Raw genomic sequence first — 19,484 nt, forward strand, 5'->3', positions numbered from 1 at the left:
GACGACGCGGGCCGCGACCGTCACGGCCGGCCGAAGTGGGTCGGCCGGAAGCCGCTGCTGATCGTCGACACCCGGACGGTCTTCCCCGGACGCGGCGCCTCGACGAACTTCCCGCCGCCCAGATAGATCCCCACATGGTGGATCCCGGAGGCCCGGCCGCTGTCCGACCAGAACAGCAGGTCGCCCCGGCGCAGCCGGTCCTGCGTGATCGGGGTGGTCGCCGCGTACTGGTCGTCGGCCACCCGCGGCAGCTCGACGCCCGCCCGCCGGAAGGCCTGCTGCACCAGCCCCGAGCAGTCGTAGCCGGAGGGACCGTCACCGCCCCACACATAGGGCTTGCCGAGCTGGGCCAGCGCGTAGCCGATCGCCGTCTCCGTGCGGTCGGAGGACGCGGTCCGGTCCTGGGACGGCGTCCCGCCGCCCGATCCGCCGGTGCGGTCGAGGTAGATGTCGTAGTGGCTGGTCCAGCGCCACTCGCCGCGGGCGTTCTGGAACCAGTACCGGGAACCGTCCCAGCCCTGGCGCGGTCCGGTCGACCGGGCGGCGCTCCCGGCAGCGGTCGGCTGCGCGGTGGACCCGGTGCCGCCCGCCGGTGCACCGGAGCCGGTCGGGGCCACGGCCGTGGACCCGGAGCCGGTGGAGGACGCGGACCCCGCGCCGCCCACGGCCTTGGTGTACACGCTGTAGTGGCCGGTCCAGCGCCACTCGCCGCGGGCGTTCTGGAACCAGTACCGGGAACCGTCCCAGCCCTGCTTGCCCGGCGCCGCCTGCGCGGCCCCGGCACCGGCGGTCAGTCCGACCACCCCGGCTCCGGCCAGCACGGTGGTGGCCAGGCAGGCGGTGCGGACCGCCCGGTGTATTCGGCCGCCCCCGGACGGCCGCTCCGGTCGCTCCGGTCGGGCGGTGCGCGGCCGGGCCGCGCAGTGCGGGCACCCGCAGCCCGCGAGCGCGGGACCGCCGCCGAGGCGTTCCTCGAAACCGTCCGGGGTGTCGAGGCCCTCCAGGCCCTCGAACCCGTCGGGGGTGTCGAAGCCCTCGTAGGCCACGAGCCCGTCGAGCCCGTCGAACCCGTCGAGCCCGTCGGCGGTCCCGTCGGCGAACGCGAGGCCGGTGTCCGTACCGCTGGCTATCCTCATGCCGGTCGTCCTTCCTTCCGCCCGGCCCGTGCGGCCGGGGGCGGTACCGAGGCGGCCACTCCGGCCGGGGCGACGAAGGCGACCAGCAGGTGCTCCATCAGCGCGCTCCGGGCGGCCTCGTCCAGCTCGTGCGCGGTGGCGCGCTCCAGGCGGCGCACGGCGAGCGCCGCCGCCTCCACCGCGTCGTCCACCAGCACCGTGCGCAGGCCCGCGTCCAGATCGGCCAGCCGGCGGCGGCGCATCGACTCGGCCACCTCCGGCGCGTAGTCCAGCGCCAGCGGCTGCGCCGAGTAGACCTCCAGCCCGGCCGGGGCGACCTCGGCGGCCAGCGCCCGGGTCAGCTCGTCGGCGAACCACTGGCCGTCGCGCAGGGCCGGCCCGGGTGCCGCGTTGCTGTCGCAGGGCAGGGTGGAGGCGGTCCGGGTGAGCACCGCCTGGACCTGTTCCCGCAGATAGCTCTCGTGGTCCTCGATCGCCAGCACCGCGCGGGCGGTGTCCTTGACCCGCCACACGATCAGCAGCCGGACCACGATCGGCGTACCGGTGCGGTCGACCACCTTGGCCGGCTCGCTGCGCCAGTGCCGCAGCCTGACGTCCACCCGGCGACGGCGCAGCAGCGGGTTCACCCAGACCAGGCCGGTGCGGCGGACGGTGCCCCGGTAGCGGCCCCAGCGGGTGAGCACCCGGGTCTCGCCGCCGGCGTTGGCCAGCAGCCCGGCGAGCGCGAGCACGACCAGCAGCCCCGCCGCGGTGACGGCGGCCACCGAACGCGCGGTCACCTCGGCCCGGCCGCCGGCGCGAACGGCGTCCGCGCGCAGATCGGGCAGCGCGTCCCAGTGCGGGACGACTCCGTCGCGCACCAGCACCAGCAGGACGGCGGCCGTGCCGAGCAGCAGCGCCATCAGCGCGATCCAGCCGGGCAGGCCGGCCGCGTTCCGCTCACGGAGGGCCTGGTCGGCGCGCGGCGGCCGACGCGAGGTGGCGGCGGCCGGAATCCCGGCCGGGGCCGCCTCCGGGACGGCGGCCGGGAACGGGTCCACGACCGGCGCCGGGGGCGGCGGGGCGAGCTGCACGGTCCGGGCCGCCGGCTCCCCCGCCTCCAGCGGATCGCGCGGATCACGGGAGTCCGCGGGGGAAGCGGCCGGCCCGGGGAGGACCGTGAGCGGAGTGGTCGCCGGACCGCCGTCGGCCCGTCCGGCGGCGGCCCCGGACGTCCGCAGCACCTTGGCGAGCGGGCTGGAGCCGGAGGCGGAACGTTCCGGCAGCGCCGGGGGAAGTGTTTCGGGCAGGTGGTCGGGTCGCTGCGAAGAGTCGCGGGTGACGTCCATGCACGGATCCTCAGGTTCAGTGTGTCGCGCAACGGGCGGCCCGGATCTGACGGGCAGTGCCAGAGTCAGGCTAAGTTCATACGTCATCAAATGCGACATTTGAGATCATGTGTGTCGACATTTCCTGACGAATCGTCCACAGCCGGAGCTGACGCGCAGGCACATGAGCGGATGGTGGGAGCGGTTCAGCGCCGCCGGGTCCCGGTTCCCCGGGCGAGCACCCGACGGGTGATCAGGCCGATCCCGGTGAGCACCAGCAGGATCCCGGCGAACCCGCCGCGCCAGGCGTCCGACCGCTGCCGGTCGGCAGCCACCGGTGACGAGGGGTCCACCGGCTCGGCCGCCCGCTGCTGTCCGCGCTCGGGCGGGGCGGCCGGACCCCGGACCCGGTCGGCCCGGTCCCGGTCCGGGGCGGAGACGTCCGCCGGTTCCGGGTCCGCCCCGGTCGGGTCGGCGGCCGCCGCCGTGGTCGGGCTCGGGGTGGAGGTGGCGGTGGAAGTGGAAGTGGGCGTGGAGGTGTGGGCAGGGGTCGTGGCCGCGGTCGGGCTCGGGGACTGGCTGGGACTCGGGGACGTCGGGGCGGGGGCGGTCGGGGACACCGCCGGGGACGGACCGCCGGTGGCCGGAGCTGGCGCCACCGGAGTCGCGGTCGGCGACGGCGAGGCCCCCACCGGCGGAACGGCGATCGGCAGCAGCCCCGGCGGAACGGGATCGAGAACCGGCTCCGCGACGGCCGAGGCCGAGGACGGCACGGACGGAGAGGACGGCACCGACGGAACAGCAGGGCTGGACGGGACGGAAGAGCTGGACGGGACGGAAGGCGTCGGCGGCACCGGCACCGAAGGCGAAACCGTCGGGGACGGGCTGGGACTCGGGGATGTCGGGGCGGGGGCGGTCGGGGACACCGCCGGGGACGGACCGCCGGTGGCCGGAGCTGGCGCCACCGGAGTCGCGGTCGGCGACGGCGAGGCCCCCACCGGCGGAACGGCGATCGGCAGCAGCCCCGGCGGAACGGGATCGAGAACCGGCTCCGCGACGGCCGAGGCCGAGGACGGCACCGACGGAGAGGACGGCACCGACGGAACAGCAGGGCTGGACGGGACGGAAGGCGTCGGCGGTACCGGCACCGAAGGCGAAACCGTCGGGGACGGGGAGAGCGCGGGCGTGGGACGGGCGGACGCCGTGGGCTCGGCCTGGGGCGACGACGACGGCACGGCCGTCACCGCCGTCGGCGTGCCCGTGGGAGTCACGGTGGGAGTCGGCACCGGTGTCGGGGCAGCACTCGCCGTCGGAGCCGGAGCCGTCGAGGGAGTCGCCGAAGGAGTCACCGAAGGCGCCGCCGTGGGAGTCACGTCCGGCGTCACCACCGGTGCGGGCGTGGGCGTCGGCGTGGGCGTCGGCGCTCCACCCGCCGGAGCGACCGTGACCGCGACGGCCTCCGCCGCCGTCCCGTTCCCCGCCAGGTCGGTCGCGGTGACGACCAGCCACTGCTCGCCCTCCGGCAGATCACGGTTCGCCGTGCACGCCCAGCTGCCGTCGACCGCCGCCGTCGTCCCGCAGGCGACGATCCGCGCGGTCTCGGCGGCGCGCTCCGACCGCGCGGTGACCAGTACCTGGGCCCCCGGTTCGGCCCTCCCGGCGAGCCGGGGCCGGGCCACCCGGAGGGTCTCCCCCGCGGTCGGCGCGGTGAGCACCGGCCGGTCCGGCGGCACGGTGTCGACGACCAGCTCGACCGTCTGACCCGGGGTCCGGTTCCCGGCGGGATCGGCGGCGGTGGGCGTGAGCCGGTGCCGGCCGTCCGCCAGGTTCTCCACCGGCAGGCAGGACCAGCCGCCGTCGGGCCGGACCCCGGTGCTGCACAGGTCCGTCCCCTGACCGCCGGAGCCGCCGCCCCCGCCGGCCGCCTCGCGCGTCGCGGCCGACCGGTCGACCACGGTCACGGTGCTGCCCGGCTCGCCGGTGCCGGCCAGCTGCAGTCCCGGGTCGTTGGTGAACTCGGGCAGGGTGAGCACCGGCGCGCCGGGGGGCGCGGTCTTGACGGTGATCAGCACCGGCTCGCCGCGCAGCACCACGCCACCGCCGGTGGTCTCCACCGGGGTGAGGCTGTGCCGGCCCGGGGCCAGCGCGGTGTCCGGGCGGCAGGCCCAGTCGCCGCCCCGGGCGACCCTGGTCCGGCAGAGCGTGGTGTCGCCCTCACGGATCTCGACGGTGGCGCCGGCCACCGCGCCCTCACCGGAGATCCGGGGACGCGCCTCGGCGAGGGTGGTGCCGTCGACCGGTTCGGCGATCTCCGGGCGGGCGGCCCCGACGGTCAGCCGGATCCGCTGGTCCGAGACCTGGCCGGAGTCGGCGAAGCCGCCGGCCGGCACCAGCTGTGCGGCGTCCCGGCCGATCCGCAGCCGGGCCCAGGTCTCGCCGGAGGCCGCACCGGCGGGGACGGTCCAGTTCAGCGAGGCGCTGTGCTCGCCGGGAGCGACCTCGGTCTGCACCCGCTCGGTGGCGTCGAAGCGGCCGTTGCGGTCGAAGTCGACCCAGCCGACCAGGGTGGCGGCGGAGTCGCCGACGGCGACCGGGACGGTGAGCCGGTAGTCGTGGCCGATCGCCGCCTCGGCGGGGTAACCGACGGCCGGGTCGGCGCCCTGGTACTCGCCCCGGCCGGGCTGGAGCTGCGGCGGCGGCGGATTGGCCCCGCCGTCCTCCCCGCTGCCGCCGCCCGTGGACCCGCCACCGGTGGACCCGTCACCGGTGCCGCCGTCCGCCCGCCCGGCGTCGGACCGCCGGAACAGCCAGCCGGGCCGCCCGTCGGCCTTGGCCCCCTGGGTGGCGGCGTCACCGCCCAGGTAGAGGTCGGAGAGCAGGTGGGAGGCGTTGCCGTAACCCTGCGGCGCGGTGCCGACCCCCTCGTCGAGGGTGACGGTGTAGGCCTGGGTGAGCGGGGCCGGGGCGGTGGTGGAGCCGGCCCGGGCGGTCGAACGCCGCTCGACCCGGAAGACCGCCGTGCGGAAGGTGCCGGCCAGCTCCAGACTGCCCTCGGCGGCGGACCCGGGGTCGCCGTCGGCGCCGCCGTCGGCCCGGGCGGGGGCGAGGGTGTTGCCGTCGACCGTCCAGCCGGGCCAGTCGGTGCGGTTGACCAGGGTGGGGGCGGCCGGTGAACCACCGGTCAGGGTGAGTCTGGTCGCGGTGCCGGTGGAGCCGGATCTCGCGGTGGTGGTTCCGGCGAGTCCGCTGAGGTGCAGCCGGGGATTGCGGACCGCCCGGGAGAACGTCAGCCGAAGCGTTCCGACGGTGCGCCAGGAACCGTCCGTCTGCGGACGGTCCTCGGCGATCCGGAAGGACTGCGCGGGGTCGCCGGGCCGGAGTCCGTCGGAGTAGAGCACCCGGGAGCGGCCGGCGCCGACGCGGTCCGCCAGCTTCCCCGGGCCGGCGGTGACCGACATCCCGGGGTCGGCGGAGAAGTCCAGTCGGACGGAGAGCTCGGAGGGCAGCACCGCGCCGCGTTCGGCGGTCCAGCTCCCGGGCGACTGCTGGGCGGCCGAGGGCGGCGGGTTCCAACCGATCAGCAGCCCGGCCGCCAGCACCGCGGCTGCACCGGCCGCAGCCGGGAACTGTCGGTTCATCCGGCTCTCCTTCGGATCGGCTGCCGGGCGGCCTGGGTGACCGGGCAGTATCGACACAAGATGTGACAAAAGGGAATCACGATCCTGGTCCGGTCATACCGCGACACTTGCACTATTGGCCGTATGACACCCGATTGGCAGCCTCGGGCTCCCGGCAGGACGGGATGTACCCGAATGGATCGCCGTCCACCCATCGGCCCCCGCGCGGGACGGACGGCCCGCGCCCGCCCGGAGCACGGCCGGGGAGCCCCGGAAACGAAAGAACCCCCGGCCGCCAGGGCCGGGGGTTCTCTTCTGGTGCGCTCAGCAGGATTCGAACCTGCAACCTCTTGATCCGTAGTCAAGTGCTCTATCCGTTGAGCTATGAGCGCAAGTGCCGGACGGATCCGGCCTTGCGGGGTTTGGTGCGCTCAGCAGGATTCGAACCTGCAACCTCTTGATCCGTAGTCAAGTGCTCTATCCGTTGAGCTATGAGCGCTCGCCCTGGTGAACGTTGCCACCGGGGCGGTGCGGGAACAACATTACATGACCTGCGGCGCGGGACGAAATCGATTGATCCGGGCACCTCGGGCGGTCCGCGCCGCCGGACCCCGGACACGGGAAGAGCCCCGCCGACAAGATCGTCGACGGGGCTCTTCCGGCTGCGGAGGCTGAGGGATTTGAACCCTCGATCAGGAATAACCCCGAAACCGCATTAGCAGTGCGGCGCCATAGACCGGACTAGGCGAAGCCTCCTCCACATGGACCAACCCCGCATGCGCGGAGCCGTTCCCTGTGCCTGTGATGATGCCACAACCCGGGGGCCCGGCACCAACCGCCGACAACGTTACTAGGCGGGTCGTCCTCGCCGCAAAGAAGAATGAGATACTGCCCTCTCCGGAGAGAGCTGCCCTGAAGCCGAGGAGACCTGTCGACGTGAGCAGCAGGCCGATCCGAGGCGCTGCTCGCCTCGCCGCCATACTCGACGCCCTGCCCGATGCGTTGTTGCTGGTCAACAGCAACGGCACGGTCGTCGACGCCAACACCGCGGCCGTACAGGCGCTCCAGGCGCCCGGCACCTCGCTGGTCGGCATGGGTGTGCTCGACCTCCTCCCGGAGTTCGACCCGAGCCGGATCCCCGGTTCGATGAGACCGGCCACCCGCGAGGACGAGGCGCTCGACCGCCCGGTCCGGATGACGGCCCGGCGCACCGACGGCAGCACCTTCCCGGTCGAGGTCTCCGGCAACGACTTCGACGACGACGGCTCCGGCGCGGGCGAGGGCCGCGGATACGCGGTCTCCTCCCTGGTCCCCTACGACCCGTACCGCGAGGGCTCCCGCTCCTCCGACCTGCTCCTGCTGCTGGTCCGCGACCTGACCGGCCGGCTCGGCGTCGAGGCCGAGCTGCGCCGCCAGCACAAGCAGACCGAGATGATCCTGCGGGCCGCCGCCGAGGGCGTGCTCGGTGTCGACCTCGAAGGCCGCTGCGTGCTGGTCAACCCGGCCGCCGCGCACATCCTGGAGTACCGGGCCAGCGAGCTGGGCGGCCGTGAGCTGCACCCGCTGATCCAGCACTCCCGGGCCGACGGCACCCCGCTGTCGCTGGAGGAGTCCGCGCTGCTGGACACCCTGACCTCCGGCCGCAAGCACCGGGTGCGCGGCACCGTGCTGTGGCGCAAGGACGGCCGGCCGGTCACCGTCGACCTCACCACCGCCCCGGTCCGGGACGGCGACCAGCTGGTCGGCGCGGTGATGACCTTCACCGACCGCAGCCGCGAACTCGCGCTGGTCGCCCGGAACGAACACCTCACCGCCGTCCTGGAGAGCGAGCTCGGTGGCGCGCTGACCGCGCTGCACCGGCGGATCGACACGCTCGCCGCGGACCCGGCCGGGCAGCTCTGGCCGGAGGCCAACTGGACGCTGCGCCGGCTCGCCGACGAGTGCCGCCGGTTCGGCAAGCTGATCGACGGTGTGCTGGCCCACCAGCGTTCCGAGGCCGGCGAGAGCGCCGCCGTCGCCGCGGCCGCGGACGGCAAGGGCGGGCCGAAGCCCGCCGAGCGGGTCCCGGTCGCCCTGGACAAGGTGGTCCGCCGGGCCGTCGAGCACGCGGGCGAACTGGTCGGCGCCGGACGGGTGCGGTTCTCCGTGCACGCGGCCGCCGTCGAGGTGATCGCCGACGAGCAGCGGCTCGCCCAGGCGCTGGCCCACCTGGTCGCGGACGTCAGCGGGGTCGGCCTGTCGCTGGACGCCGAACCCGAGCTGCCCTCCCCCGGGCTCGCCGCCCCCGGTGCCCCGGCCCTGCCGCCGGGCGGGGGCGACACCCCGGCCGTGGTGCTGGCCGCCGCCCAGCGCGGCGAGGTCGCCCGGGTGGAGATCCGCGGCCCCGGACGCGGCGGCAGCCCCGTCCACCTGCCGATAGCCCGCGCCGTGGTCGAGCGCCACGGCGGGGTGCTCCAGCCGCACGAGCTGCCGGGACGCGCCGGCACCACCTATGTCGTCGAACTGCCGCTGGACCCGGTCGCCGCGAAGGCCGCCGCCGAGCGGGCGGGCGCCGAGGGCCGCTCGGACCGGCCGAAGGAGAGCGACAGCGCCGTCCTGCCCGACCTGCCGGGCATCCCGCCGCCGCCCACCGCGCGCGCCGGGGAGCCGACCGCCGAGAAGACCCCGCCCACCGGTCCCGGCACTCCGGGCCCCGGTGCGGATCGCGACTCCGCGACCACCCCGGCGGACGGCACCGCCCGGGAGGCCGGGCGCGGTGCCGCCGCGGCCGCCGCCCCCGACGGTCCGCCCGCCGCCCCGGCCGTCGAGCCGGGCACCGACCCGGCGCCGGTCGCCGAGCAGCGCCGGGGCCGCCGCGGGCGCCCCGCCGTCGAGCAGCCGGCCGACGGCCCCGAGGCCGCCCAGGACGCCCCCCGCCCGGGCGACCGTCCGGACATCCCGGCCGACCAGTGGCCGAACGCCCCGGCCCGGATCGAGCGCGCCGTCCCCGAGCAGTGGAACGGCACCGGCAACGACCCCGCGTACGGGCGGCAGGGCCTCGGCGGCCCGAACGACCCGCAGAGCGACCCGTGGGGCAAGGACGACGGCCGCTCCGGCACCGCCTACGCCGTGCCGGTCGACGCCGGCCGCCCGGCCCCGGGCCCCGGCGACGGGGTCACCGGCGCGGACGACGAACGCCGGACCGCCGACGCTCCGGCGGACGGCCCGCGCACGCCGATCGCCCTCGGCCCCGGCCCCTCCTCCCCGGAGGAGCCGACGGCCGGGCAGGGCGGTCAGGACGCGGCGGGCGGTCCGGAGGAGTCCGGTTCCGAGCCCCGGCCGTCCCGGCGCCGCCGCGCGCTGCCCGGCAACGAGGACTCCTCCGGCGGCTTCGCCCTGCCCGGCGTCCCCGAGACCCCGGTCTACCCCGGACTGGAGCACGCCCTGCCGGCCGGTCCGGCCCCGGCTCCGGCCGATCCCGCCGGTCCGACGCCGACCGGCCGCCGCCGCCGGCTCGCCGTCCCGCCCGGTCCCGGCGGTGAGAACGGCGGCCCGGCCGAGCCCGTCGGTGTCGCGGCGGGTGCGCCCACCGCGCTGCCCGCGCTGCCGTCGGCGGCCCCGGCGCTCCCGGACGGCGCCGCACCCGGCGGCCCCGCCGGCGACCGCCACGAGGGCGGACCGCGACCGGTCGGCACCGGTCTGGGCGAGCTGACCCCGCCGCGGCCGCTCGGCGGCACCGGCGCTCCCGGCGGCTCGGGGCCGGGGGCCCAGGCGGGCCCGGTCGCCCCTGTCGTCCCCGTACCCGCGGCGGCACCCGTCGAGGTCCGGCCCGCGCCGAGAGCGATGGCCGAGCTGCCCGCCGCGCCCGCGCCGGCGGTTCCGGCGGCCCTGCCGATCGCCCCGGCGGGCGGCCGTCCCGAGTCCGGCGAGCGCCCGGTGCCCGCGCCCGCCCCCGACGGCGGGCCGCGCCGGCTGCTGGTCTGGCCCGAGCCCGACCCGGCCACCAGCCAGGCCCTGCAGGACCGCGGCTACCGCCCGGTGATCGTCCGCTCCCGCGAGGAGGTGGACGCACAGGTCTCCGGGTTCCCCGCCGCGCTCTTCGTCGACCCGCTGACCGGCCCGATCACCCGCACCGCGCTGCAGTCGCTGCGCACCGCCGCGCTGAACAGCCGGGTCCCGGTGGTGGTCACCGCCGGTCTCGGCCAGGCCACCCGGGACGCCGCGTACGGCGCCGACCCGGCCGTGCTGCTGCGCGCCCTCGCCCCGCGCGACGGCGAGAACCACGCCCCGCGCGTGCTGCTGGTCGAGAGCGACCCGGACATCGCGGTCGCGATGATCGGCAGCCTGGAGCGGCGCGGCATGCACGTCGAGCACGCGGTGGACGAGAACGACGCCGTGGCCCGGGCCAGCAGCGTGCAGCCCAACCTGGTGGTGATGGACCTGCTCCAGATCCGCCGCCGCCGGGTCGGCCTGCTCGACTGGCTGCGCGCCAACGACCGGCTGCACCGCACGCCGCTGGTCGTCTACACCTCGGTGGACCTCGACCCGCGCGAGCTGCCCCGGCTGCGCACCGGCGAGACGATCCTGTTCCTCGCCGAGCGCTCGACCAGCGAGGACGTCCAGTCCCGGATCGTCGACCTGCTCGGGCGGATCGGCGCCATGGGCGAGGCGGGCGTCGCCGCGGCGGGCTGAGCGCGCGGGTGCGGAACGCCCGGGGCCGGCCACCCCCTTCGCGGGGGCGGCCGGCCCCGGTGGTTCCGGCGGGGGTGTCCCGCCGGGTGTCACTCCTTGCCGAGCAGCGTGACGTCCAGCTTCCGGTCCGCGTAGTCGGCGCGGATCACCTTCTTGTCGAACTTCCCGACCGAGGTCTTCGGCACCGCCTCGACCAGCGCCCAGCGCTCCGGCAGCTGCCAGGAGGCGATCCGCCCGGCCAGGAAGGCCCGCAGCTCCGGCAGCCCGACGGTGGCGCCCGGCCGCAGCACGACGGTCGCCAGCGGACGCTCGCCCCACTTCTCGTCCGGTACGGCCACCACCGCGGCCTCGGCCACCTCGGGGTGCGCCATCAGGTGGTTCTCCAGGTCCACCGAGGAGATCCACTCGCCGCCGGACTTGATCACGTCCTTGGCCCGGTCGGTGAGGGTCAGGTAGCCGTCCGCGGTGATCGTGCCGACGTCGCCGGTGCGCAGCCAGCCGTCCTCGGAGAACTTGTCGTCCGGGCGCTCCGGGTCCTGCCCGGCGCCGCCGTAGTACGCCCCCGCGATCCACGGGCCGCGGACCTCCAGCTCGCCCGCCGACGCTCCGTCGTGGGGCATCCGCTCGCCGCCCGGGCCGATCAGCCTGGCCTCGACGGAGGCCGGGAAGACGCCCTGGCTGACCCGGTAGGGCCACTCCTCCTCCGGGGTGAGGCCGCCCGGCGGCTGGGCGAACGAGCCGAGCGGCGAGGTCTCGGTCATGCCCCAGGCGTGGATGACCCGGATGCCGTGGCGCTCCTCGTACCCCTGCATCAGCGAGGGCGGACAGGCCGAGCCGCCGATGACGACCATCCGCAGGCTGGAGGTGTCGTAGTCGCCGGCGTCCAGCTCGTCCAGCAGCCCGCTCCAGATCGTCGGCACGGCCGCGCTGACGGTGGGCCGCACGGCGGCGATCATCTCGGCCATCGGCCGGGGCTGCAGGAAGCGGTCCGGCATCAGCAGACTGGCGCCGGACATGAACGCGGCGTGCGGGATGCCCCAGGCGTTGACGTGGAACATCGGCACCACCGGCAGGGCGGTGTCGCGCGGGGTGAAGGCGAAGTTGTCGCCGGTGTTGACCTGGAGGCAGTGCAGGTAGACCGAGCGGTGGCTGTAGAGGACGCCCTTCGGGTCGCCGGTGGTGCCGGAGGTGTAGCAGAGCACGGCGGCCCGGCGCTCGTCGATGTCGGTGAGCCAGGGGTACTCGTCCGGCCGGCCGGCGATCAGCTCCTCGTAGTCGTGCACGCCGCCCGCGAAGCCGGCCAGCACCGAGCGGTCGCCCGGGCCGCTGACCACGATGTGCTTGAGCGTCGGGGCGAGCCGCGGCAGCACGGCGGCCAGCAGCGGGAGCACCGTGCCGTTGACGATGATCACGCGGTCGGCGGCGTGGTCGACGATGAAGGCCAGCTGGTTCGCGGGCAGCCGTAGGTTGAGCGTGTGCAGCACCGAGCCCATCGCCGGTACGGCGAGGTAGGCCTCCAGGTGCTCGGCGTTGTTCCACATCAACGTTCCAATAACACTCGACTCGGTACAGCCGAGTTCATCGCGCAGGGCCCAGGCGAGCTGTGCCGCGCGGGCGCCCACCTCGGCGTACGTCCGAACTACCGGACCCGTGCCGTCCCAGGTGGTCACGGTCGACCGGCCGTGGATCGTGGAACCGTGCTCCAGGATTCGAGCGACAGTGAGCGGAACGTCTTGCATCGTGCTGTACACGGGTCCTCCTTGACCGGCCGGCGAGCGGCGAGATCACTACTGACTAGTAGCAGTCTCGTCGCCTGATTCTGGCGCGATGTGGCTGCGCTGTCAGCAGGCCGAGCCCGAATGAGACCCGTTTCTCGATCTGGTCTACGCGGCGAGATCGTGCTCGGCGCCGGCGGTGTCTTCCTTGAGCCACGGGTCCGGCATCCACACGGGGTGGATCTCGACAACAACTTCATCCTTGGACTTCCGGACGAGGGCAACGCGCCGGATCAGCTTTCGGATGATCGCGTTGCGTTCCCCGACCAAGAGGGTGTCCCACTCGGCCATAAGGCCAACGACCAGCGGGCGCACGTCTCCGAAGGTCTGGTGCTCAACCACGACGGTCGCCTGTTCCAACTCGCGCGCGATCTTGGCTCGGTCCCGCTTGAGATCAGCGACCGCCATCTCGTAGACGTCTTCGTCGTAGTTCTCGGGGTTCAGGTTCTTGTCCACAGCGATCCGAGACAGAGCGACAGTGAGGCGCTTGTATTCCTTTTCGAGGGCCGTGCGCTGCTCGGTGGCGCGCTTCCGGGCCGCGTCTGATTCTCGTGCGCGCTGCACCTCTGCGGCAGGAGACTCGTCGACGCCCTGCGAGTGCGCTGCGAGGAACTGCATTACTTCGGCCTCGACCTCACTACGCTTCATGTAGACACCGCCGCAGGCGTGCCCGGCCGTTCGGGCCCGGTTGCCGCAGCGGTAAGCGAATCCGAGGATCGTTACGCGCTTGCGAACGGCCGCGTTCAGCGTGGCACCGTGCCGGCAGTCACCGCACGCCATTGCGCCTGTGAGCGCGTATATCCCCTTCCGCGACTTTGGCGCGCTCTCCTTGATGAGCTTTCGCCGTTCGATGTACTGCTGCCAAATCTCTGGGCCGATGATCTCCTCATGCGCTCCCTCCATGTACTGGTAGTTCGGGCAACTGCCGTTGGTCTTACGCCCGTTGCACCGGCACCCGGGGTCATGAATACGCAGCAGGCCAGCGGCAAACCCGGAGTCCATAAAGCGCTTAAGGGTGTCTGCCGACCACAGCGTGCCCCTGGTGGTCCGGTAGCCAAGGCCGTTGAGCCATCCGGCGAGCGCCGAGAATCCGGTCGCGCCGGCCACGTACCGCAGGAACGCCTCGACGATAGTCGGGGCAACCTCGCCGTCTGGCTCGTAGCGCTCCTGCTGCACCTTCCGAGTCTGCGGATTGAAGCGCCGGTGCCAGATGTACCCGAAGCGATCACGCCCGGTGGCAGGAAGGCCGGCCGCGCGGCGCAGCGCATGCGTCTCGCTCCACTGCTCGCCCGCACGGTCGCTCTCATAGGCAGAGAACTCGAAGATGATTCCGCGGTAAAGCCGACCGATCGCGGTTCGTGCGTCGATGGGCTCCGTGGCGGAGACGAGTTCTCCCCCGGTGTTCTCAACTCGCTTGAGATTGACGGCAACACCGTCGCGACTGCGACCGAAGCGAGAGAACTTCCAGACCGCAATGCCTACGGCCTCCTTGCGCTCTACGGCTTCGATGCCCTGCATGATCTTGCGCTTGAAGTTCCTACCGGTTGCGTCAAGGTCGGTGATCCACCGAACGATGCGCTTCCGGCTCCGGCGGGCCCATTCCAGGATTGCGGCCTGCTGGATCTCGGGCGAGATCTTCTCCTCTTTCCACGTCGAGACGCGGATGTACCCGATGAACGGTTCGAGATCGCTCTCGATGAATGTCTCTGCGGCGACGAGCGGCGTCAACGTGCCGCCCTCCCTCCCTGGTTGGCGCCGCGGGTCGGTGGTGCGTCTGTGACCCGCGGCAGGTACACGACGTTGTCGGCCGGCTCATGCATGCCCGGCCGGGGATCAGAAGGCTGAGGTGGGGTCAGTAGCCCTTGAGCAACATGTTCGAGCGCCAAGCGGTACCCGTCGTTGTGGATCTCGGCCCGCTCGTCCTCGCGCAGTTCGGCTGCGCGCTTCTGTTGAGTGATGACGACGGCCGGCAGTGCGGCCAGCATGAGCCCGAGTCCAACCCATGCAATGTCGCGGTCCTCGCCCGGTAGGCACAGGGCAACGCCCACCAGCAGCATCCCGGCGGCCTTAACTGCCAGGACCGCCACGGCGCCCACCGTCCATCGCTGGCGCTCGAACACGCCTTCCCCCTCGTTCAAACTGTGTTGTCTTCTATGGCTCCATGCGGCGCACCTCCTGCTGGCGGCGCGTCGCTTCTTGTTCCTGCATCGTCCGGACCATCGAGACGAACAGGGCGACGGCGGTATCGCTCTGGATGCCCAGCTGTGCGGCGGCTTCCTGCGGGGTCATGGGTGGGCCGTCGGGTTGCGGGTCGGCGGCTCTACCGATCGCGTCGGCAGTGACGATTCCGGCCCGGACCATGAGCTCGCTTAGCTCCACGCGCAGTACGGGAGCGATCTTCGCGAGCAGCGCGGCCTCGTACTTGCCACGCCCGGCCAAGAGGCGCGAGACCGATGAGGCGGAGATACCGGCGTCAGCTGCGAACTTGGTCCGCCCGCCACCGCGGGCGCCGAGGTCATACCCAAGGTCGCGAAGGCGCCTGTCTAGCCACTGCGGGAAGTGGTCTTCCGCCCCGGGGGTGGCGTTGGTGCGTTGCTGCATGCGTGCAATTTACCGCGCTCGGCAGGTACGCGGCGAACCGGTGGCCTGTTTTCACGCATGAAAAGTTCCTGATCAGACGGCGCGCGATCCATCCATGCAGCTTAGACGCTGTGCTCGAACGTGCATCCGATTATGTGCGGCGCGCCACACCGTGGCCTAAACCTCCTTCCATGACAGAAAGATCCCTGTTAGCTTCCAGATGCGGCAGATCATCTACCGCTTATGGCAGATAGGGGGTCCGTCATGTCGTACAGGCACGAGCAACTCGTCGCCGCGGCGCGCGCTGCGGGTGACCGCACCGATTCAGACATCGCAGAGCGGTTGAAGGTTGCACGGGTTACCGCATGGCGTCTTCGTACGGGCAGGACCACGCCCGGGGCGTCGACCCTCGCCAAGATCGAGCAGGCTTACGGGCTCACGGCCGCCGTCCTGCTCCGGACGGAGGCCGCGTGAACGAGGCCCCGATCAGCCGGGAGCAGGCGTACGCCGCGGCTCGGCTCATCCTCGACACGGCGCGCGCACGCCGCGATGCGCTGCCCATCCGGGCCGCCGCCCAGGCTGCAGCCACTCCCGACCGCTCCGCCGACGAGATCGAGCTGACTCTGCGCCGCCTTCACGCGCGAGCAGGCTCGACGCCGCCGGCCCGGATTGCGGCCTAAGGGGTGCCCGATGATCCGCGCTGAACTCCACCCGGACGGGTACACCGTCCGCCTCGACATCACGGACGGCGCCGAGCGCCTGCTCGACCGGGTCGCGCTCGCCTACGCGGCCGACGAGCAGCTCGTCGGCGAGCTGCTGCGCGAGCTCGCCGCGGCCGCCGACCACCACCGCGCCCGGAAGACCGACCCGCGCGCCGACGACGTCGCCCTCGACTGGTCGGGCGCCGCACTGGACGCCGCCCGGGCCCGGGCCCGGGCCGGAGTGCGCGGCGCACTGCTGCGCTGGGCCCACCGGCGCCGCCGGGGCGCAGTGCTACTCCGTCGCCGGGCCGCGCTCGTCGACGAGCTTCCGGGGCCCGACGGCCTGCTCGCCGCCGACCTGTCCTACCGGGCCGCGGCCAAGCTCGGCCGCCGGCTGCAGCAGCTCGCCGAGCGCACGGTCGCCGGTCGACACCTAATCGAACTGGAGTACGACCGATGAGCTGGCGGTGGTGGTTGGCCGCTGCCACCAGCGCTCCGGACGTCGACCAGGTGCGCGGCCTCTGGCGCGCGGCGCGGGCGGCGGGTGAGCCGCAGTGGTACCTCGATCTGATCGCACGCATCGGCCGGCAGACCGCCGCCGGGCCGTCGAGGGCCGACTCGTGAGCCGCCGGCGGCCGGCCGTCGAAGGCCGGGGCGAGCAGCCGGTGCAGCTCGCCCTCGACGGCAGCGCGCAGCCGTACCCGACTACCCCGCCGCCGGTACGCCCGCGGCTGCGACGCCGGCCGGTGGTCGAGGCCGTCGTCGACCCGGTGCCCGGGCAGCTCGACGCGCTCGACACCGACGGCTCGTGAGCCCGTTCTGCGGCGCCGGCCCGGGCCCGTGCGGCAGGCCGGCCCGCCCGTACCCGTGCGGGCCGCGGTGCGCCGCCCACTCCCCCGCCACCGTTGCTGGCCGCCCCGATCCACCGTCTACGCCCAACACCCAAGGGAGGGAACCCCGTTGAGTCGTCTTGCCCGTGAGTGGGTGTGGGAGTGCTCGGACGCCCGCGGCACGGCCCGCTTGGTCCTGCTCGCCCTGGCCGAGCGCGCCGGCGAGTCCTGCGTCGCGTTCGGCTCGACTCGCGCCCTGTCCGAGCGCGTCAACTCCTCTGAGCGGGCGGTGAGCGACGCGATCAAGGCCGCGATCCGGCTCGGCGAGCTTGAGCTCGTCGAGGGCCGGCGCGGGCCCTACGGTGCGCGCGTCTACCGCCTGCCCAAGGCCGTCGGGTGGACCCCCGGCGCGCCCGTCGAGGGGGGCGAAGATTCTTCCGCCCCCACCGCCGAGGGGTGCGAGAACTGCACCCCGGGGGGTGCAGATTCTTCGGGGCGGGGGTGCAGTTCCTGCGGGGCCGCCCCCGAAGATTCTTCCCCCCAGAACCAGAAGAACCAGAGTGGAACGGGAGGGAACCAGAGGAGCGCGCACCCGCGCGCGGGCTCTGCGCCTGTGGGTGGTGCTGCTGCGATCCCTCTGCCTGCCGACTGGCAGCCCGACGACGAGCTGCTCGGCTGGACCGCGGTCGCCGGCCACCTGCAGCGCCTCGGGCCCGACGGCCTCGACCACGCCACCGTGAAATGGGCGCGGCATCGGGCGACTGCGCCCGCCCGGACTCCCGCCCAATGGCGCGCCGACTGGCAGCAGTGGATCGGCCGGGAACGCCCGACGAACCGCCCGTCGCTGCGGGCCGTGCCCGGGGGCGCCTCCCGCCCCTCACCGCCGGCTAACCGGAACGCCGCGCTGCTGCAGGCCGCGCTCGACGACCTGCAGGCCCGCAGGGGTGCCCGATGACCCCCGAAGAGGTGGCCGCGCTGCTCGCCTACGCCGGTGAGCTCGACCCCCGCACCGCCAACACCGACGAGGAAGAGGCCCGCGCCCAGCTTCGTCGGTGGTGCGAGCTGCTGCAGGACGTGCCGGCCGTCGCGGTCGAGGGGTGGGACGCCGCGGCGGTGGTCCGTCGACACATCGCGTCGTCGCCGTGGCCGATCATCGCGGCGGACGTCGCCCGGCCGTGGGCCGCGCACCGCCGGGCCCTGCTCGCCCGGCACACCGACCCGCGCCCGGCCGTCGACCCCGACGACGACCGCGCCTACCGGGACGCGATCCGGGCGCAGCGCGCGGCGGTGGCGACGGGGCAGACCGTACCGAACAGCACGCGGCAGCTGACCGGCGGGCCGGCGGCGTCGGTGGCCGCCCGGCTCGGCCGGGCGCTGCCCGCGGCGGCCGCCGAGCAGCTCGCCGCGTACCGGCCGGTGCGGGCGGCGCGGGAGGCCGCGGCCGCCGCCGGGCGCCCGGATGCGCTGGCCGTCGCGTGCGACTGGTGCCACGCGCCGGCCGGTGAGCCGTGCCGGCGGCGCACCCTCCCGCCCGGCGCGCAGGCCGGCACCTGGTCGAGGCGCCGGACCGTCCACCCGACCCGCACCGACAAGGCCGCCGCCCGCCGACAGGAGAGTGCCGCATGAAGTCCCGCCACCGCCCGGGCGCCCGCCACCCGATCCCCGTGTCCGTCTACCGGCTCACCGCCACGTGGCCCGGCCACGCGCGCCGGCCAGCCCTGTTCGAGACGTCCGACCGCCGCCAGTTCCGGCGGGTGGCGCGCGAGTACGCCGCGGCCGGCGCCGTGGTGCTCTGCGAGGAGTCCCTCGGGTACGGCCGGTGGCGCGTGGTCGACCGCCTCGACGGCCCGGCCCTGCTGCGGGCGCAGCGTGAGGCCGAGCTCGCCGCCCGCCGGGCCGAGGTCGAGCTGCTCGCCGAGCGGCGCCGCGACGAGCAGCGGGCCGTCGAGCTCGCCGCCGTCGAGGCCGTCATGGTGCAGCCTCCGATCCCTCGCGACGGCGGCCGCCCCCGGGCCCGAACTGTCGCACGCGGTAGGGGAATTCGATGATCCTGCCGCCGCGACCGGTCGATGCGCCCCCCATGCGCGCGGGTGTCCGCGCCGCCCCTTCCGAAAGGTCACTACCCGTGTCCGTCCTGCCCTCCCGCTACCTCGTGCACGAGACCCGCGCCGAGCGCGCCCTGCCCGTCCCCGTGTCCCTGCCCGTCGTCGCCGAGCTGCTCGACACGGTGCGTGCCGAGCTGCGCGCCGCCGGCTGTCCCGCCGCGGACGCCGAACTGTCGCTCGACCCCGTCGAGGGCCGGCTCGTCGTCGCCTACGTCCTCGACCCGCGGGACATCCCGTGAGCGCGGCCCCCGCCGACCGGGCGGACGTCGAGCAGCTGCTGCACCTGGTCGACCGCGCCGCGCGCGGCGCCTTGCTGCCCGGTGAGGCCGAGATGCTGCGCGAGGGGATCGGCGAACTCGCCCGCTACCGGGAGTGGTGCACCGAGTGGAGCCGCCGACACCTGCGGCTGCGCCACACTGCCCGGCAGCGCCTGCTCGCCCTGCGCCGAGCACTGGCCCGGGCGCAGCGCGGCCGGCTCGTCGAGGCCGAGCTCGCCCACCTGCAGGCCCGCCTCGACGCCGCGGCGCAGCCGGCCGTCGTCGAGCAGCACGCCTACGAGGAACTGCTCGCCGCCGAGCTGCTCGACGGGTGGGCACTGGCCCGCGGCCGCGCCGCCGCCGAGCTCGCCGCCGCCGGCCTGCAGCCCGCGCCCGGCCCCCGCTCCGCCGCCCCGCCCGCCGGCCGACCGGCCACCTAGACCGGGCCCGGGCGCCCCCGTACCACGACAGAGGGGCGCCCGGCCCCACCAACCCACCACCGCAC

The 19,484-nt window shown here is 74.5% G+C and carries 18 protein-coding genes and 3 tRNA genes; 11 read left to right on the plus strand and 10 right to left on the minus strand.

Features of this window, described 5'->3' with window-relative positions; genetic code table 11:
• Nucleotides 1-20 precede the first annotated feature (20 nt).
• From BLU95_RS18855 to BLU95_RS18880, 6 genes are all read right to left on the minus strand, one after another.
• Nucleotides 21-1,136 carry a C40 family peptidase gene (locus BLU95_RS18855; RefSeq protein ID WP_093861061.1) on the minus strand — a complete coding sequence of 372 codons (1,116 nt, stop codon included), beginning with the start codon at nt 1,134-1,136 and terminating at the stop codon, nt 21-23.
• Nucleotides 1,133-2,464 (minus strand): SPFH domain-containing protein, encoded by a 1,332-nt coding sequence (locus tag BLU95_RS18860; protein ID WP_093861062.1) that lies wholly within the window; start codon nt 2,462-2,464, stop codon nt 1,133-1,135. The genes BLU95_RS18855 and BLU95_RS18860 overlap by 4 nt, the downstream gene beginning before the upstream one ends.
• A gap of 185 nt (nt 2,465-2,649) precedes the next feature.
• Nucleotides 2,650-6,081 carry an Ig-like domain-containing protein gene (locus BLU95_RS18865; protein ID WP_093861063.1) on the minus strand — a complete coding sequence of 1,144 codons (3,432 nt, stop codon included), beginning with the start codon at nt 6,079-6,081 and terminating at the stop codon, nt 2,650-2,652.
• Nucleotides 6,082-6,376: 295 nt separating this feature from the next.
• A tRNA-Arg gene (locus BLU95_RS18870) sits at nt 6,377-6,452 on the minus strand.
• Nucleotides 6,453-6,483: 31 nt separating this feature from the next.
• Nucleotides 6,484-6,559 (minus strand) — tRNA-Arg (locus BLU95_RS18875).
• A 166-nt stretch (nt 6,560-6,725) separates the two neighbouring features.
• A tRNA-Ser gene (locus BLU95_RS18880) sits at nt 6,726-6,816 on the minus strand.
• A gap of 180 nt (nt 6,817-6,996) precedes the next feature.
• Here BLU95_RS18880 and BLU95_RS18885 point away from each other — a divergent pair.
• Nucleotides 6,997-10,731: a hybrid sensor histidine kinase/response regulator gene (locus tag BLU95_RS18885; RefSeq protein WP_093861064.1), complete on the plus strand. Its 3,735-nt coding sequence runs from the start codon at nt 6,997-6,999 to the stop codon at nt 10,729-10,731.
• A gap of 89 nt (nt 10,732-10,820) precedes the next feature.
• Here BLU95_RS18885 and BLU95_RS18890 read toward each other — a convergent pair whose 3' ends face one another.
• The 4 genes from BLU95_RS18890 to BLU95_RS18905 all read right to left on the minus strand — a co-directional run bounded on the left by BLU95_RS18890 (nt 10,821) and on the right by BLU95_RS18905 (nt 15,107).
• Nucleotides 10,821-12,482, minus strand: a complete 1,662-nt coding sequence (locus BLU95_RS18890; protein ID WP_093861065.1) for a long-chain fatty acid--CoA ligase — start codon at nt 12,480-12,482, stop codon at nt 10,821-10,823.
• 132 nt (nt 12,483-12,614) lie between these two features.
• Complete coding sequence (locus BLU95_RS18895) at nt 12,615-14,234, minus strand: recombinase family protein (protein ID WP_093861066.1); 1,620 nt, start codon at nt 14,232-14,234, stop codon at nt 12,615-12,617.
• The gene (locus BLU95_RS18900; protein WP_093861067.1) at nt 14,231-14,626 is read right to left on the minus strand and encodes a hypothetical protein; all 396 of its coding nucleotides are present in this window, start codon (nt 14,624-14,626) and stop codon (nt 14,231-14,233) included. The genes BLU95_RS18895 and BLU95_RS18900 overlap by 4 nt, the downstream gene beginning before the upstream one ends.
• 31 nt (nt 14,627-14,657) lie before the next feature.
• Nucleotides 14,658-15,107 carry a helix-turn-helix domain-containing protein gene (locus BLU95_RS18905; protein WP_093861068.1) on the minus strand — a complete coding sequence of 150 codons (450 nt, stop codon included), beginning with the start codon at nt 15,105-15,107 and terminating at the stop codon, nt 14,658-14,660.
• Nucleotides 15,108-15,350: 243 nt separating this feature from the next.
• Here BLU95_RS18905 and BLU95_RS45575 point away from each other — a divergent pair, with 243 nt between their 5' ends.
• From BLU95_RS45575 to BLU95_RS18950, 10 genes are all read left to right on the plus strand, one after another.
• The gene (locus BLU95_RS45575; RefSeq protein WP_093861069.1) at nt 15,351-15,560 is read left to right on the plus strand and encodes a helix-turn-helix domain-containing protein; all 210 of its coding nucleotides are present in this window, start codon (nt 15,351-15,353) and stop codon (nt 15,558-15,560) included.
• Nucleotides 15,557-15,766, plus strand: a complete 210-nt coding sequence (locus BLU95_RS18915; RefSeq protein ID WP_093861070.1) for a hypothetical protein — start codon at nt 15,557-15,559, stop codon at nt 15,764-15,766. Before BLU95_RS45575 ends, BLU95_RS18915 begins: the two co-directional genes overlap by 4 nt.
• A gap of 10 nt (nt 15,767-15,776) precedes the next feature.
• Complete coding sequence (locus BLU95_RS18920) at nt 15,777-16,247, plus strand: hypothetical protein (protein WP_093861071.1); 471 nt, start codon at nt 15,777-15,779, stop codon at nt 16,245-16,247.
• Complete coding sequence (locus tag BLU95_RS42345; protein ID WP_159424937.1) at nt 16,244-16,411, plus strand: hypothetical protein; 168 nt, start codon at nt 16,244-16,246, stop codon at nt 16,409-16,411. Before BLU95_RS18920 ends, BLU95_RS42345 begins: the two co-directional genes overlap by 4 nt.
• Nucleotides 16,408-16,599: a hypothetical protein gene (locus BLU95_RS18925; protein ID WP_093861072.1), complete on the plus strand. Its 192-nt coding sequence runs from the start codon at nt 16,408-16,410 to the stop codon at nt 16,597-16,599. Before BLU95_RS42345 ends, BLU95_RS18925 begins: the two co-directional genes overlap by 4 nt.
• 148 nt (nt 16,600-16,747) lie before the next feature.
• A complete protein-coding gene (locus tag BLU95_RS18930; protein ID WP_159424938.1) occupies nt 16,748-17,572 on the plus strand; it encodes a helix-turn-helix domain-containing protein in 825 nt (274 codons plus the stop codon).
• Nucleotides 17,569-18,243, plus strand: coding sequence for a zinc finger domain-containing protein (locus BLU95_RS18935; protein ID WP_093861074.1), 675 nt, complete (start codon nt 17,569-17,571; stop codon nt 18,241-18,243). Before BLU95_RS18930 ends, BLU95_RS18935 begins: the two co-directional genes overlap by 4 nt.
• Complete coding sequence (locus tag BLU95_RS18940) at nt 18,240-18,665, plus strand: hypothetical protein (RefSeq protein ID WP_093861075.1); 426 nt, start codon at nt 18,240-18,242, stop codon at nt 18,663-18,665. Before BLU95_RS18935 ends, BLU95_RS18940 begins: the two co-directional genes overlap by 4 nt.
• Before the next feature lie 77 nt (nt 18,666-18,742).
• Nucleotides 18,743-18,961, plus strand: a complete 219-nt coding sequence (locus tag BLU95_RS18945; RefSeq protein ID WP_093861076.1) for a hypothetical protein — start codon at nt 18,743-18,745, stop codon at nt 18,959-18,961.
• Complete coding sequence (locus BLU95_RS18950) at nt 18,958-19,419, plus strand: hypothetical protein (RefSeq protein WP_093861077.1); 462 nt, start codon at nt 18,958-18,960, stop codon at nt 19,417-19,419. Before BLU95_RS18945 ends, BLU95_RS18950 begins: the two co-directional genes overlap by 4 nt.
• Nucleotides 19,420-19,484: the final 65 nt, after the last annotated feature.

Origin of the sequence: Streptomyces sp. TLI_053, assembly GCF_900105395.1 — a bacterium.
Taxonomy (GTDB): Bacteria; Actinomycetota; Actinomycetes; order Streptomycetales; family Streptomycetaceae; genus Kitasatospora.

Excerpts from the sequence above, each read along its gene's own strand:
- BLU95_RS18855 (WP_093861061.1), bottom strand. The coding sequence starts at position 1,136 with ATGAGGATAGCCAGCGGTACGGACACCGGCCTCGCGTTCGCCGACGGG.
- BLU95_RS18860 (WP_093861062.1), bottom strand. The coding sequence starts at position 2,464 with ATGGACGTCACCCGCGACTCTTCGCAGCGACCCGACCACCTGCCCGAA.
- BLU95_RS18865 (WP_093861063.1), bottom strand. The coding sequence starts at position 6,081 with ATGAACCGACAGTTCCCGGCTGCGGCCGGTGCAGCCGCGGTGCTGGCG.
- BLU95_RS18905 (WP_093861068.1), bottom strand. The coding sequence starts at position 15,107 with ATGCAGCAACGCACCAACGCCACCCCCGGGGCGGAAGACCACTTCCCG.
- BLU95_RS45575 (WP_093861069.1), top strand. The coding sequence starts at position 15,351 with ATGTCGTACAGGCACGAGCAACTCGTCGCCGCGGCGCGCGCTGCGGGT.
- BLU95_RS18920 (WP_093861071.1), top strand. The coding sequence starts at position 15,777 with ATGATCCGCGCTGAACTCCACCCGGACGGGTACACCGTCCGCCTCGAC.
- BLU95_RS42345 (WP_159424937.1), top strand. The coding sequence starts at position 16,244 with ATGAGCTGGCGGTGGTGGTTGGCCGCTGCCACCAGCGCTCCGGACGTC.
- BLU95_RS18935 (WP_093861074.1), top strand. The coding sequence starts at position 17,569 with ATGACCCCCGAAGAGGTGGCCGCGCTGCTCGCCTACGCCGGTGAGCTC.
- BLU95_RS18940 (WP_093861075.1), top strand. The coding sequence starts at position 18,240 with ATGAAGTCCCGCCACCGCCCGGGCGCCCGCCACCCGATCCCCGTGTCC.